13 protein-coding genes are annotated in these 14436 nt (G+C 53.4%); 8 read left to right on the top strand and 5 right to left on the bottom strand.

The annotated features are described in order from the left end of the window. Positions 1–20: 20 nt before the first annotated feature. From acnB to AB182_RS32705, 3 genes are all read left to right on the top strand, one after another. Positions 21–2618 carry a bifunctional aconitate hydratase 2/2-methylisocitrate dehydratase gene (acnB, locus tag AB182_RS21105; protein WP_120785412.1) on the top strand — a complete coding sequence of 866 codons (2598 nt, stop codon included), beginning with the start codon at positions 21–23 and terminating at the stop codon, positions 2616–2618. Between the two features lie 194 nt (positions 2619–2812). Then, a complete protein-coding gene (gene yacL / locus AB182_RS21100; protein ID WP_047371802.1) occupies positions 2813–3175 on the top strand; it encodes a protein YacL in 363 nt (120 codons plus the stop codon). 159 nt (positions 3176–3334) lie between these two features. Next, complete coding sequence (locus AB182_RS32705; RefSeq protein WP_167337899.1) at positions 3335–3508, top strand: hypothetical protein; 174 nt, start codon at positions 3335–3337, stop codon at positions 3506–3508. A gap of 81 nt (positions 3509–3589) precedes the next feature. Here AB182_RS32705 and speD read toward each other — a convergent pair whose 3' ends face one another. From speD to AB182_RS21085, 3 genes are all read right to left on the bottom strand, one after another. Beyond that, entirely contained in the window at positions 3590–4384 is a 795-nt protein-coding gene (gene speD, locus AB182_RS21095) for an adenosylmethionine decarboxylase (protein WP_047371801.1), read from the bottom strand. 14 nt (positions 4385–4398) lie between these two features. Beyond that, a complete protein-coding gene (gene speE, locus AB182_RS21090) occupies positions 4399–5265 on the bottom strand; it encodes a polyamine aminopropyltransferase (protein ID WP_047371800.1) in 867 nt (288 codons plus the stop codon). Between the two features lie 96 nt (positions 5266–5361). Next, entirely contained in the window at positions 5362–5709 is a 348-nt protein-coding gene (locus tag AB182_RS21085; protein WP_047373393.1) for a YacC family pilotin-like protein, read from the bottom strand. A 155-nt stretch (positions 5710–5864) separates the two neighbouring features. On the opposite strand from AB182_RS21085, the gene cueO reads away from it, so the two are divergent. Beyond that, positions 5865–7460: a multicopper oxidase CueO gene (gene cueO / locus AB182_RS21080; RefSeq protein WP_047371799.1), complete on the top strand. Its 1596-nt coding sequence runs from the start codon at positions 5865–5867 to the stop codon at positions 7458–7460. 691 nt (positions 7461–8151) lie between these two features. Here cueO and AB182_RS21075 read toward each other — a convergent pair. Then, complete coding sequence (locus AB182_RS21075) at positions 8152–10539, bottom strand: glucose/quinate/shikimate family membrane-bound PQQ-dependent dehydrogenase (protein ID WP_047371798.1); 2388 nt, start codon at positions 10537–10539, stop codon at positions 8152–8154. A gap of 207 nt (positions 10540–10746) precedes the next feature. Here AB182_RS21075 and hpt point away from each other — a divergent pair, with 207 nt between their 5' ends. Further along, positions 10747–11283 (top strand): hypoxanthine phosphoribosyltransferase, encoded by a 537-nt coding sequence (hpt, locus tag AB182_RS21070; protein ID WP_047371797.1) that lies wholly within the window; start codon positions 10747–10749, stop codon positions 11281–11283. Positions 11284–11355: 72 nt separating this feature from the next. On the opposite strand, the gene can is transcribed toward hpt, so the two are convergent. Then, entirely contained in the window at positions 11356–12018 is a 663-nt protein-coding gene (can, locus tag AB182_RS21065; protein ID WP_039078401.1) for a carbonate dehydratase, read from the bottom strand. Between the two features lie 106 nt (positions 12019–12124). Between can and AB182_RS21060 the strand changes: the two genes are divergently transcribed. The 3 genes from AB182_RS21060 to AB182_RS21050 all read left to right on the top strand — a co-directional run bounded on the left by AB182_RS21060 (position 12125) and on the right by AB182_RS21050 (position 14376). After that, a complete protein-coding gene (locus AB182_RS21060; RefSeq protein WP_047371796.1) occupies positions 12125–13051 on the top strand; it encodes an ABC transporter ATP-binding protein in 927 nt (308 codons plus the stop codon). Further along, complete coding sequence (locus AB182_RS21055) at positions 13048–13818, top strand: ABC transporter permease (RefSeq protein ID WP_047371795.1); 771 nt, start codon at positions 13048–13050, stop codon at positions 13816–13818. Before AB182_RS21060 ends, AB182_RS21055 begins: the two co-directional genes overlap by 4 nt. Positions 13819–13935: 117 nt before the next feature. Next, entirely contained in the window at positions 13936–14376 is a 441-nt protein-coding gene (locus AB182_RS21050) for a PTS sugar transporter subunit IIA (protein WP_047371794.1), read from the top strand. Positions 14377–14436 lie beyond the last annotated feature (60 nt).

The following is a 14436-nucleotide window of genomic DNA, read 5'->3' as shown; positions in this document are numbered from 1 at the left end:
TGAGAGCGAGGAGAACCGTCGTGCTAGAAGAATACCGTAAGCACGTAGCAGAACGTGCCGCCGAGGGAATTGTACCCAAACCTTTAGATGCAACCCAAATGGCCGCGCTCGTCGAGCTGCTGAAGAACCCGCCTAAGGGCGAAGAAGAATTCCTGTTAGATCTGTTGATCAACCGCGTACCGCCTGGTGTAGATGAAGCTGCCTACGTAAAAGCCGGATTCCTTGCTGCTATCGCCAAAGGCGAAGCCACCTCCCCACTGGTTACTCCTGAAAAAGCCATTGAACTGCTCGGCACCATGCAGGGTGGTTACAACATTCATCCGCTGATTGACGCGCTGGATAACGACAAACTGGCACCGATTGCCGCTAAAGCGCTCTCTTCTACGCTGCTGATGTTCGATAACTTCTATGATGTCGAAGAAAAAGCGAAGGCGGGCAATGCATACGCGCAGCAGGTACTGAAATCCTGGGCGGATGCCGAGTGGTTCCTGAGCCGTCCGGCACTGGCAGAAAAAATTACCGTTACCGTCTTCAAAGTGACCGGTGAGACTAACACCGATGACCTGTCTCCGGCGCCGGATGCGTGGTCGCGTCCGGATATCCCACTGCACGCCCTGGCGATGCTGAAAAACGCCCGTGAAGGCATTGAGCCGGATCAGCCTGGCAGCGTTGGCCCGATCAAACAGATCGAAGCCCTGCAGAAAAAAGGGTTCCCGCTGGCCTACGTGGGTGACGTTGTGGGGACCGGTTCTTCCCGTAAGTCTGCGACCAACTCCGTGCTGTGGTTTATGGGGGATGACATCCCTCATGTGCCGAACAAACGCGGCGGCGGCCTGTGCCTCGGTGGTAAAATTGCGCCGATCTTCTTCAACACCATGGAAGATGCGGGCGCGCTGCCCATTGAAGTGGATGTGTCAAACCTGAATATGGGTGACGTGATTGACGTGTATCCGTTCAAAGGTGAAGTGCGTAACCACGAGACCAACGAACTGCTGGCCAGCTTTGAGCTGAAAACCGACGTGCTGGTCGACGAAGTGCGTGCCGGTGGCCGTATTCCGCTGATTATCGGCCGTGGTTTAACCACTAAAGCGCGTGAAGCGCTGGGTCTGCCGCACAGTGATGTCTTCCGTCAGGCGAAAGACGTGGCGGAAAGCAGCCGTGGTTACTCTCTGGCGCAGAAAATGGTCGGTCGCGCCTGCGGCGTGGCCGGTATCCGTCCGGGCGCTTACTGCGAGCCGAAAATGACCTCCGTCGGTTCTCAGGACACCACCGGTCCGATGACCCGTGATGAGCTGAAAGACCTGGCATGCCTGGGCTTCTCTGCTGACCTGGTGATGCAGTCTTTCTGTCACACCGCGGCGTATCCGAAGCCGGTTGACGTGACCACCCATCATACGCTGCCGGACTTCATCATGAACCGTGGCGGCGTCTCCCTGCGTCCGGGCGATGGCGTTATTCACTCTTGGCTGAACCGTATGCTGTTGCCGGATACCGTGGGTACCGGCGGTGACTCCCATACCCGTTTCCCGATCGGCATCTCCTTCCCGGCGGGTTCCGGCCTGGTGGCGTTTGCGGCGGCGACTGGCGTGATGCCGCTGGATATGCCGGAATCGGTACTGGTGCGCTTCAAAGGTAAAATGCAGCCGGGCATTACCCTGCGTGACCTGGTTCATGCGATCCCGCTGTACGCTATCAAGCAAGGCCTGCTGACCGTTGAGAAGAAAGGGAAGAAAAACATCTTCTCTGGCCGCATCCTGGAAATCGAAGGTCTGCCGGATCTGAAAGTCGAGCAGGCATTTGAGCTTACCGATGCGTCTGCAGAGCGTTCTGCTGCCGGCTGTACTATCAAGCTGAACAAAGACCCGATTATCGAGTACCTGAACTCCAACATTGTCCTGCTGAAATGGATGATTGCCGAAGGCTACGGCGATCGTCGTACGCTGGAGCGCCGTATCCAGGGCATGGAAAAATGGCTGGCGGATCCGCAGCTGCTGGAAGCCGATGCTGACGCAGAATACGCGGCGGTGATCGACATCGATCTGGCTGAAATTAAAGAGCCGATTCTGTGTGCGCCGAACGATCCGGACGATGCGCGTCTGCTCTCTGATGTTCAGGGCGCGCAGATCGATGAAGTGTTCATCGGTTCCTGCATGACTAACATCGGCCACTTCCGTGCTGCCGGTAAACTGCTGGATGCGCATAAAGGCCAGCTGCCGACCCGCCTGTGGGTTGCGCCGCCGACCCGTATGGACGCCGCGCAGTTAACCGAAGAGGGCTATTACAGCGTGTTTGGTAAGAGCGGCGCGCGTATTGAGATCCCGGGCTGCTCCCTGTGTATGGGCAACCAGGCGCGCGTAGCTGACGGTGCGACGGTGGTCTCCACCTCAACCCGTAACTTCCCGAACCGTTTAGGGACTGGCGCTAACGTCTACCTGGCGTCGGCTGAACTGGCGGCGGTGGCTTCTCTGCTCGGCAAACTGCCGACGCCGGAAGAGTACCAGACCTATATTGCTCAGGTTGATAAGACCGCGATGGATACCTACCGTTATCTGAACTTCGATCAGTTGAACCAGTATACGGACAAAGCTGACGGCGTGATTTTCCAGACGGCAGTGTAAATGCTACCCTCTCCCGTGGGAGAGGGGCTGGGGGTGAGGGCATCAGACCGCACCTGACCCATTGCTGGGGGTGAGGGCATCAGGCCGCAGGGTCTTGCTCTCACCTTTTTATTTTCATTCCTCCCACCCTCCACGCTTTTTTTCTTCCTCTCTGCTGCGATAATTACCCTAATGGCTTTGCAGAGGAAAACACTATGGATTACGAATTTCTGCGCGACATCACCGGAGTGGTAAAAGTGCGCATGTCGATGGGCCACGAAGCTGTTGGTCACTGGTTTAATGAAGAAGTGAAAGACAACCTGGCCCTGCTTGATGAAGTGGAGCAGGCAGCGCATACCGTGAAAGGCAGCGAACGCTCGTGGCAGCGCGCCGGGCATGAATATACGTTGTGGATGGATGGCGAAGAGGTCATGGTGCGTGCCAACCAACTCGAATTCTCAGGCGATGAGATGGAAGAGGGGATGAGCTATTACGATGAAGAGAGCCTGTCGATGTGCGGTGTGGAAGACTTTCTCAATGTGGTAGCGGCATACCGCGAGTTCCTTAAACAGCGTTAATTTACCCCTTGCTTCTCCGGGACCGGTCTTCCGCATTGCCGGGAACCGGTGCTCTGTCCCTGTAAATGCGCGTAGTGAAAAACCTCAGCTGTTTTTCATATTTCCCTTTGTCGATTTTTTGCGCTGGAATGGTCTTCCGGATAGCTTGCGGAGACTGAGATGAAAGCGTTTATTTCCCGTTATTTTTTGCGCAATTCAGCGCGCGCTCAGCGCCATGATGCGGAACATAACAGCAGACGAATAATGGAGTCGCTGCTCGCCGTCGCCAGCCTGTACGGTGTTGATATTGCCAATGTTGACGTGGAGTGGTTCCATGACGAAACAACACGCTGAACATCGCGCGACCCGCGAAACTTACTGGAATGAGCGATGCGCTCTGGCAAACAGACCGGAGCATCCTTGCTCCGTTGTGGGTTACACGGCCGGAATGTTACGACCGTAGTAAATTTCACGCATCTCTTTCCATAGCGCTTCCGTAATCTCTTTACGCTCTTGCGTTGTCAGCTCTTCTGGTTTGGTATGGAACATGTAGTGCTTAAGATCGAATTCTTTAAGCAACATCTTGGTGTGAAAGATATTTTCCTGATAAACGTTCACGTCCACCATGTCATACAGCGACTTCATATCCTCTGACATAAAGTTCTGAATAGAATTGATCTCATGATCGATAAAGTGCTTCATGCCGTTGACGTCACGGGTAAAGCCGCGAACGCGATAATCGATTGTCACAATGTCCGATTCAAGCTGGTGAATCAGGTAATTCAGCGCTTTCAGCGGTGAAATCACCCCGCAGGTCGACACTTCTATATCCGCGCGGAAAGTGCATAGTCCCCCTTCCGGGTGGCTTTCCGGATAGGTATGCACGCAAATATGGCTCTTATCGAGGTGGGCGACCACAGCTTCGGGAAGCGGCCCGGGATGCTCGGTTTTATCGATAAGCTGCGGGTCGACCGGTTCTTCGCTGACCAGAATAGTCACGCTCGCACCCTGCGGCTCATAATCCTGACGGGCGATATTGAGGATATTGGCTCCGATGATATTACAGGTTTCCGTCAGGATTTCCGTCAGACGATTGGCATTATAGAGCTCATCAATATAAGCGATATACCCATCACGTTCTGCTTCCGTTTTGGCATAGCAGATATCGTAAATACAAAAACTCAGGCTCTTGGTCAGGTTGTTAAAGCCATGCAGTTTCAGTTTTTTCAATTTCGTATCTCTCCTTAGGACGACTGCGAAGAGAGTGCGTCTTGCAGATATTGTGGCAGAGCAAACGCTGCCGTATGAATGGCCGGATTGTAATAACGGCAGGTCAGGCCTGCGTTATGGAAACGCGCCTGAATAATCTCGCTGGAAAGGTGACGTAGCGCTTCATTATCTGTCGCCCAGGCGAAAGTCATAATGCCACCGTAATAGGTGGGAATAGCCGCCTGGTAAAACCCGACATCGGTGAAGTAATGACTGAGCTTACGGTGGCTGTCCAGCGCTTCATCCTGTTGCAGGAAGCAGACGCCATTCTGTGCGACAAAGATGCCACCGGGATTCAGGCAGCGTTTGCAGCCTTCGTAAAACGCCGAGGTAAACAGGCTTTCGCCGGGACCAACCGGATCCGTACAGTCGGAAATGATCACGTCAAACGTTTGCGTGGTTTGCGTAACAAAGTTCACGCCATCATCGATAACCAACTGGAAACGGGGATCGTCGTAAGCGCCCGCGTTGTGTTTCGGCAGATACTGGCGGCAGAAAGAGACGACGCCGGCATCAATTTCCACCATGGTAATGGTTTCGATATTTTTATGGCGGGTGACTTCACGCAGCATGGCGCCATCGCCACCGCCGATGATCAACACCTGTTTCGCGCGGCCATGGGCGAGCAGCGGAACGTGGGTCATCATTTCGTGATAGATAAATTCGTCGCGTTCGGTGGTTTGTACCACGCCATCAAGCGCCATGACACGGCCAAAAGCGGCGTTTTCGAAAATGATAAGATCCTGGTGCCCGGTTTTCTCGTGGTACAGCACCTTATCAACGGCAAAGTATTGCCCAAACTGGTCGTGCAGCGTTTCGTGCCACAGCGTGTTATCGGCCATAGGTTGCTCCTTTGTTAACACCTGCTCAAAACAGGCGCAACATCATAGCTAACTCTGACTGTGGATGCACGGCCAGCGTCCCTCGCTGGAAATAACTTATTTCACGTAGGCGAGCAGGCTGAGCGAGTCACGCGCCAGCGCTTTGCATTTTTTGGCGGTAGGAATGCGGATGCCACTCAGGTCGCGATAGCTTGCTTCGCCGAGCGATTTCATGTCCCAGGAGTCGTAGTTACTCAGATCCCACTGGTTTTGCTGTGCGAAGAAAACCAGCGCCCGGCGAATCTGTCCATTGGGTAAATTGTTATAGCCACAGTCATTTTTCAGAAAGACAAATACAGCCGTAAGGTCGGCCATATCTTCCGCTTCGGATTCATTCAGGGCGTAGCTATTAGCGGAGACAGCCAGCAGGCTGCCGAATAAAATCGTTCTGAAAAGCGTCTTCATTATTTCTACCACGGCATAACGGAAATTAAACGTTAGCACACTGTTGGCGAGGCGACGATATTTATTATCGTCCGAATACAGCCACATTTCTTGACCTTCCGGCAAGGGGAGGGTTTATGCTCAAATTCCAGGCTGATAACAGTAAGGAAAGGGACATGCAACGTCGTGATTTTTTGAAATACTCTGCTGCGCTCGGCGTGGCGAGTGCACTGCCGCTCTGGAGTCGTTCTTTGCTGGCGGCGGAAAGGCCCGTGTTACCGATTCCCCCGTTGCTGAGCGCCGATGCGCAAAACCATATCCAGCTTACGGTTCAGACAGGAACGTCGACGTTTGCGGGCAAACAGGCAACAACCTGGGGCTATAACGGCAGCCTGCTCGGGCCAGCGATTCAACTGCGTCAGGGGAAAACCGTTAACGTGTCCATTCGCAACGCGCTGGCGGAAGAGACAACCGTACACTGGCACGGGCTGGAAGTATCGGGTGACGTCGATGGCGGGCCGCAGGGTGTGATTAAGCCCGGCGATAGCCGTACGGTCTCGTTTACGCCGGATCAGCCTGCATCAACCTGCTGGTTTCACCCCCATCAACATGGAAAAACCGGCCATCAGGTGGCAATGGGGCTGGCCGGACTGCTGCTGATTGAAGATGAAAACAGCCGTAAGTTACGGCTGCCTCAACAGTGGGGCATTGATGATATTCCGGTCATCATGCAGGACAAACGCTTTGCCGCTGACGGGCAGATTGATTATCAACTGGATGTGATGAGCGCGGCGGTAGGGTGGTTTGGCGATACATTACTGACGAACGGCGCCCTCTATCCACAGCATGCGGCACCTCGTGGCTGGCTGCGTTTACGCCTGCTCAATGGATGTAACGCTCGCTCGCTGACCGTAGCTGCCAGCGATAATCGCCCGCTTTACGTGATTGCCAGTGACGGTGGCTTACTGACTTCTCCGGTGAAAGTCAGCGAGCTGTCACTGTTGCCGGGAGAGCGCTTTGAGGTACTGGTTGAGACCCGAGATAATAAAGTCTTCGATCTGGTCACGTTGCCTGTACAGCAAATGGGGATGACGGTTGCGCCATTTGATAAGCCGTATCCGCTGTTGCGTATTCAACCGGTGGTGGTAACCGCATCCGGTACCTTGCCTGACACACTGGCGACGCTCCCTGGACTGCCAGCGCTGGAAGGATTAACACAACGGACGCTACAGCTCTCCATGGATCCGATGCTGGACATGATGGGGATGCAGGCTCTGCAGCAAAAATACGGCGATGCTGCTATGGCAGGTATGGGGATGCACCATGGCAATATGAACCATGGTCAGATGCAGATGAACCACGGTGGTATGAACATGAGCATGAACCATGGCGACATGGGGCAGATGAATCACGGTAATGGGGAAATGGAATTTCATAGCGCCAATCGTATCAATGGCAAGGCATTTGATATGCAAGTGCCTGCGTTTGCCGCGCAGAAAGATACCTGGGAGCGTTGGGTCATTTCCGGTGAGGGCGACATGATGCTGCATCCGTTCCATATCCATGGCACACAGTTCCGCATCCTGTCGGAAAACGGTAAACCGCCTGCCGCACATCGCGCAGGCTGGAAAGATATTGTCAGCGTTGAAGGGGCGAAAAGTGAAGTGCTGGTCCGTTTTGCTCACGACGCGCCGAAAGAGTATGCCTATATGGCGCACTGTCATCTGCTGGAACATGAGGATACGGGGATGATGGTAGGGTTTACGGTTTAGGAAATCGGCTCCATGCAGTTCCCTCTCCCTTGAGGGTTAGGGTGAGGGGGAAAAGACAACTCTGCGGTTTGATGCCCTCACCCCGGCCCTCTCCCACGGGGAGAGGGAGAAAACACTAAAAAAGCAACGTACGTTACCTTTTTGCTTTTACCTTGTGCGGTCTGATGCCCTCTCCCTGAGGGCTGAGTAATCCCCGGTCATATTACGTTTTACAGCGATAACACCGCGTAATGAGAATAAAACAGTTACCGCGATGACAGGGTCCGGCTAAAAATCGATGAGGCGTTGACGGCTGACCGGGGCCGCCCGCAGGGAAGCGGGCGGAGGGGATAGCCTGCAAGGACGCAGGCTGGTCCCCGACCCGAAAGTCAGACGACATAAGACGAGTGGACCGCGAAGCGGCGATTTTCCTGCCGGGAGCCCGGGTTGCCAGGGTGGTGGCGATGAGCCACCCTGGCACGTTCACGGGTGCTGTCGTTATAGAAAAGCACCGAACATAAGGTGAACGGAATGACCACCAGCGCCGCATTTTCCCCCTAACCCTGGCCCTCTCCCTCGGGGAGAGGGGACAGGTCGTGCTCGCATTTTTATGAGGATCCCTCACCCCACGGGGAGAGGGAGAAAACATTAAAAAAGGCAACGTGCGTTGCCTTTTTGCTTTTACCTTGTGCGGGATGAGGGAACGGTTTTTTTACTTCTCGTCCGGCAGGGCGTAGGCAACAATATAGTCGCCCATCTTCGTACCAAACGAACCGTGACCGCCTGCAGAGATGACCACATACTGCTTGCCATTCACTTCATAGGTCATTGGCGTCGCCTGTCCGCCTGCTGGTAAACGACCCTGCCACAGTTTCTCACCGTTGCTCATGTTATATGCGCGCAGGTAATTATCTGCGGTTGCCGCGATAAACAGCACATTACCCGCCGTGGAAATCGGACCGCCCAGCATCGGCATGCCCATATTGAACGGCACCGGAACCGGCATCGGGAACGGCATGCTGTCCTGCGGCGTACCAATACGTTTTTTCCAGACAACCTGATTGGTTTTCAGATCCAGCGCGGAGATATAACCCCAGGCTGGCTGTTTACACGGCAGACCAAACGGGGACAGGAACGGGTTCAGGGTTACGCCGAAAGGCACGCCGTACTGCGGCTGAATCCCCGCTTCCGTACCACTGCCTTTCGCATCTTTCGGCTGTTCCATCGGGTTGCCTGGACCGCGTGGGATCAGTTTTGACACAAACGGCAGCGCCATCGGGTTGGCGATCGCCACCTGACGGTTAGGGTCAACGGAGATACCACCCCATTCGAACATCCCCAGGTTACCCGGGAACACCAGCGTGCCTTGCTCAGATGGCGGGGTGAAGATGCCTTCATAGCGCAACTGATGGAACATCACGCGACAGACCAGTTGGTCGAACATGGTCGCGCCCCACATATCCGCCCCGCTGAGATCTTTCTTCGGACGAAAACTCAGGTCGGAGAACGGCTGCGTTTTGGTCACGTAGTCGCCTTTGGCCGCACCCTGCGGAACCGGTTTTTCCGGCGCCGGGACAACCAGTTTACCGTTACTGCGATCAAGCACGAAGATATTGCCGGTTTTCGCCGGGGCGTAAATCACCGGCACCGTTTTACCGTTAACCGTGATGTCTGCCAGCGTCGGCTGGGACGGCATATCCATATCCCACAGATCGTGGTGAACCGTCTGATAGCTCCAGGCCAGTTTACCGGTGGTGGCGTTCAGGGCCACGATGGAGCTGGCGTAGCGTTCCTGCTCCGGCGTGCGATAGCCGCCCCAGATATCCGGGGTGGTCACACCCATTGGCAGATACACCAGGTCCAGCTTCGCATCATAGGCGGCTGGCGCCCACGAGTTAGGCGAATTGAAGGTAAATCTATGTTCGTCAGACGGAATCGCGTTCGGGTCTTTCGCGCCCGGATCGAAGGCCCACAGCAGCTTACCGGTGTTCACGTCGAAACCACGGATAACGCCAGAGGTTTCACGGGTAGAGAAGTTGTCGGTCACCGAACCGGCAATCACAATCACTTTATCGGTGATGATCGGCGGTGAGGTCGGCTCATACAGACCCGGCGTGGTGTCCGGCATGTTGGTCTGCAGATTCAGTATACCTTTGTTGGCAAAGGTTTCGCACAATTTGCCGTTGTCGGCGTTGATTGCAAAAAGACGCCCATCGTTTACCGGCAGCATAATGCGGCGCGGGCAATCTGCCACGACATCCGGGCTGGCGTTATCTGCACGTGCTTCATGATAAGAAACGCCGCGACAGGTCACGTGCTGGAAGGACTGGTTGGCATTTAACTGCGGGTCAAAATGCCATTTCTCTTTCCCGGTCGATGCGTCCAGTGCAAACAGGCGCTGGTGAGCGGTACACAGATAAAGGGTGTCGCCCACTTTGATTGGGGTCACTTCGTTGGTCAATTCACCCGGGTCAGTCGGCAGCTTCAGGTCGCCTGTGCGGAACACCCAGGCTTCCTTCAGATTTTTGACGTTATCGGCATTAATCTGTTTGAGCGGAGAATAGCGTTGACCTTCCTGGTTGCGACCATAAGCCGGCCAGTCGCCATCAGCTACCTGTGAGATAGGGGCGGCTGGCGTGGCATCCGCTTTCAGCGTTCCGTTCACTTCTTGTGGGTCATTAAAGCCAGCCCAAGTGAGAATGCCGCCGCTAATCAGCAGTGCTACCACCAGTGCGGCAACTGCACCGCCGGAAGGAAAAATCAATCTGCGCCAGACAAAGGGCAGAATCAGCCAGATACCGAAGAAGACCAGGATATCGCTGCGCGGCGTGAGCGCCCAAAAGTCGAAGCCCACCTCCCATACGCCCCAAATCATGGTCGCCAGCAGCAACGCGGCATACAGCCATAGCGCAGAACGCTTACGTCGCCATAAAAGCGCGGTGACGCCCAGCATGATAATACCCGCGATGGGGTAGTACCAGGAGCCGCCAAGGGAGACCAGCCATACCCCGCCGATCAGTAACCAAAGTCCGCAGAATGCTGCGAACAGCGCTGTCAGTATCACGAGGATACCTGACCGTTGCGTTTTTGTTTCAGCCATAAAAAGACACTCACCAAATTCATTAATATTTTAGTAGCAACTAATTATAGGATTTAACAAGTGTGATCGTCATCACAAAATGAGCTTTATCGACAGATAAGCATCGGAAATGCGTTTGCTGGTATACTGCACGCCTTGCGCTTCAGTAACCAAAGCAATAAGCAGGTTATTGAGTGATTTATTATTTAAATCATATGGTTATTTAAAATGAAACATAGTGTTGAAGTGATGATCCCGGAAGCGGAGATCAAAGCGCGTATCGCCGAATTGGGTCGTCAAATCACAGAACGTTATCAGGACAGCGGCAGTGAAATGGTGCTGGTGGGCCTGCTGCGCGGCTCGTTTATGTTCATGGCGGACCTTTGCCGTGAAGTGCAGGTACCGCATGAAGTCGATTTTATGACCGCCTCCAGCTATGGCAGCGGCATGTCTTCGACCCGCGATGTTAAAATTCTCAAAGATCTGGATGAAGATATTCGCGGTAAGGACGTTCTGATCGTTGAAGATATTATCGATTCCGGCAATACGCTCTCTAAAGTGCGCGAAATTCTCAGCCTTCGCGAGCCGAAGTCCCTGTCTATTTGCACCCTGCTCGATAAACCGTCGCGCCGTGAAGTGCAGGTTGAAGTGGAATTTGTCGGCTTTTCGATTCCGGACGAATTCGTGGTGGGTTATGGCATCGATTATGCGCAACGTTATCGCCACCTGCCGTATGTCGGCAAAGTCGTGATGCTGGAAGAGTAAGCATAAAAAAGCCGGGCCTTAGCCCGGCTGATGCCGCATTCCGGCTGGCATCATGCCGCCGGGAATGCAGGATTATCTGTGATTGATATGTTTCTTGCTGAGGTTCGAAACGCCCTGACGGTAACGCTGTTCCAGGCTTTCGCGGTTCGTTGCGGTGACTTCCAGGTCACGCAGTAAACCATCGTGAATGCCATATGCCCAGCCGTGAATCGTGACCTTTTGCCCACGTTTCCAGGCCGATTGCATAATGGTTGAGTGGCCGAGGTTATAGACCTGCTCCATCACGTTCAGCTCACACAGGGTATCAAGGCGGCGCTCCTGCGGCATCTCGCCAAGCAACGAACTATGCTTGAACCAGATATCGCGAATATGCAGCAGCCAGTTGTTTATCAGCCCCAGTTCCGGGTTTTCCACCGCTGCCTGCACACCACCACAGCCGTAGTGGCCGCAGATGATGATATGCTCAACCTCCAGTACGTCAACCGCGTACTGAACGACAGAAAGGCAGTTCAGGTCGGTATGAATAACCAGGTTGGCAACGTTACGGTGAACAAACAGTTCGCCTGGCTCAAGGCCGGTAAGGCGTTCTGCGGGAACGCGACTGTCAGAACATCCAATCCATAGAAAACGCGGTTTCTGCGCTTGCGCCAGTTTTTCGAAAAAGCCGGGATCCTCTTCCACCAGCATTTTTGACCATAGTGCATTGTTGCTGATGAGTGTATCTATGTCTTTCATGGAAGTTAACGACCTGTAACCAAATAAGTGCGTTGCGCTAATATAGGTCAACTCCCATGTTTTTTAAACCACACATCGAGTGTAAGAATAAGGTAAGTGAAAATTCATGACCATTGCACTGGAGCTTGAGCAGCTTAAAAAAACCTACCCGGGCGGCGTTCATGCGCTACGTGGTATTGATCTTAAAGTCGAAGCGGGGGATTTTTACGCGTTACTGGGACCAAACGGCGCAGGAAAATCTACCACCATAGGTATCATCAGTTCACTGGTAAATAAAACGTCCGGACGGGTGAGTGTCTTCGGCTATGACCTGGAAAAAGACATCGTTAATGCCAAACGGCAGCTCGGTCTCGTTCCTCAGGAGTTCAATTTTAACCCGTTTGAAACCGTACAGCAGATTGTGGTGAACCAGGCGGGTTACTACGGCGTTGAACGTAAAGATGCGCTTGAACGCAGCGAAAAATACCTGAATCAGCTCGATCTGTGGGAAAAGCGTAACGAACGTGCACGCATGTTGTCGGGCGGGATGAAGCGTCGTTTGATGATTGCCCGTGCGTTGATGCATGAGCCGAAGTTGTTGATTCTTGATGAGCCTACTGCCGGGGTGGATATCGAACTGCGTCGTTCTATGTGGGGCTTCCTTAAGGATCTCAATGACAAAGGTACCACTATCATTCTGACCACCCATTATCTGGAAGAAGCGGAAATGCTGTGCCGTAACATTGGCATTATTCAGAGCGGTGAGCTGATTGAGAACACCTCAATGAAGTCGCTGTTGGCGAAGCTGAAATCGGAAACTTTTATCCTTGATCTGGCAACGAAAAGCCCGTTACCGAAGCTGGAAGGTTACCAGTATCGGCTGGTGGATACCTCGACCCTGGAGGTCGAAGTGCTACGTGAACAGGGGATAAACAGCGTGTTCAGCCAGCTTAGCGCGCAGGGCGTACAGGTCTTAAGTATGCGCAACAAGGCTAACCGACTGGAAGAGCTATTCGTCACGCTGGTGCATGAGAAAAAAGGAGAGCACGCATGATGCAGCTTTACTGGGTGGCGTTGAAAAGTATCTGGCATAAAGAAATTCAACGGTTTATGCGTATCTGGATACAGACGCTGGTGCCGCCGGTCATTACCATGACGCTCTACTTTATTATCTTTGGCAACCTGATTGGCTCACGTATCGGTGAAATGCATGGTTTTACCTATATGCAGTTTATCGTGCCAGGTCTGATCATGATGGCTGTGATCACCAACGCCTATGCAAACGTGGCGTCATCATTTTTCAGCGCCAAGTTTCAACGCAATATTGAAGAGCTGCTGGTCGCCCCGGTGCCAACCCATGTAATTATCGCTGGGTATGTTGGTGGTGGTGTGGCGCGCGGTTTGTGTGTTGGGGTGCTGGTGACCGCCGTGTCGCTGTTTTTCGTGCCTTTTCAGGTTCATTCGTGGGTCTTTGTTGCGTTAACGCTATTGTTGACCGCGGTATTGTTCTCGCTGGCGGGACTGCTGAATGCGGTTTTTGCGACGACCTTCGATGACATCAGCCTGATCCCGACATTTGTTCTGACGCCGCTGACCTATCTTGGCGGGGTGTTCTATTCGCTAACGCTGTTACCACCGTTCTGGCAGGCGCTGTCTCACCTCAACCCCATTGTTTACATGATTAGCGGTTTCCGCTTTGGTTTCCTCGGTATTACCGATGTGCCGCTTTTCACCACGGTGGCGGTTTTGGCAGTGTTTATCATCGCTTTTTATCTGTTGTGCTGGTACTTAATCCAACGTGGACGCGGTCTACGCAGTTAATCACCCTTTCCCGGCGGCGTTCGTCGCCGGGTTCTCCTTGCCCTTTTAATCTATGATATCTGTCACCGACGGCTGATGGTCACCTGGCTAAACTGCAAGTCTGCTAAGGAGATACGTATGCTGGGATGGGTCATTACGTGCCATGGTGAGCTGGCGCAGGAGATGCTGGACAGTCTGGAGTGCCGCTTTGGTCCGCTTACGCAGTGCAGGGCAGTTAACTTTCGCCAGGGGCTTAGCACCAATATGCTCAGCCGTATGATTTGCGATGCATTACATGAAACAGATTCCGGCGAGGGCGTGGTTTTTTTAACGGATATTTCCGGTGCCGCACCTTATCGTGCCGCCTCGCTAATGAGCCATAAGCATGAGCATTGTGAAGTGATATCCGGCGTTGATGCTACGTTGCTGGAAGCGATGTATCCGTTGCGTGAATTTTGCAGCAGCGCCGATTTTCGTAACCAGATTGTGGTCGCTGGCGCGCCGGGGGTAAGCAGTCTCTGGCATCAGCAGCAGAAAAATCCGCCGTTTGTGTTGTTACATGATTTGTATGAAAAATAAACGTTGGTATTCATTTTTCTTTTTCCTACAATAATCTAAATTATATTTAGCCTGGTTGGG

This window comes from Phytobacter ursingii, assembly GCF_001022135.1.
GTDB classification, from domain to species: domain Bacteria; phylum Pseudomonadota; class Gammaproteobacteria; order Enterobacterales; family Enterobacteriaceae; genus Phytobacter; species Phytobacter ursingii.
The sequence above is the reverse complement of the archived record's forward strand: the minus strand, read 5'-3'. Positions and strand labels throughout refer to the sequence as shown.

Excerpts from the sequence above, each read along its gene's own strand:
- yacL (WP_047371802.1), top strand. The coding sequence starts at position 2,813 with ATGGATTACGAATTTCTGCGCGACATCACCGGAGTGGTAAAAGTGCGC.
- AB182_RS32705 (WP_167337899.1), top strand. The coding sequence starts at position 3,335 with ATGAAAGCGTTTATTTCCCGTTATTTTTTGCGCAATTCAGCGCGCGCT.
- speE (WP_047371800.1), bottom strand. The coding sequence starts at position 5,265 with ATGGCCGATAACACGCTGTGGCACGAAACGCTGCACGACCAGTTTGGG.
- AB182_RS21085 (WP_047373393.1), bottom strand. The coding sequence starts at position 5,709 with ATGAAGACGCTTTTCAGAACGATTTTATTCGGCAGCCTGCTGGCTGTC.
- cueO (WP_047371799.1), top strand. The coding sequence starts at position 5,865 with ATGCAACGTCGTGATTTTTTGAAATACTCTGCTGCGCTCGGCGTGGCG.
- AB182_RS21075 (WP_047371798.1), bottom strand. The coding sequence starts at position 10,539 with ATGGCTGAAACAAAAACGCAACGGTCAGGTATCCTCGTGATACTGACA.
- hpt (WP_047371797.1), top strand. The coding sequence starts at position 10,747 with ATGAAACATAGTGTTGAAGTGATGATCCCGGAAGCGGAGATCAAAGCG.
- can (WP_039078401.1), bottom strand. The coding sequence starts at position 12,018 with ATGAAAGACATAGATACACTCATCAGCAACAATGCACTATGGTCAAAA.
- AB182_RS21060 (WP_047371796.1), top strand. The coding sequence starts at position 12,125 with ATGACCATTGCACTGGAGCTTGAGCAGCTTAAAAAAACCTACCCGGGC.
- AB182_RS21055 (WP_047371795.1), top strand. The coding sequence starts at position 13,048 with ATGATGCAGCTTTACTGGGTGGCGTTGAAAAGTATCTGGCATAAAGAA.
- AB182_RS21050 (WP_047371794.1), top strand. The coding sequence starts at position 13,936 with ATGCTGGGATGGGTCATTACGTGCCATGGTGAGCTGGCGCAGGAGATG.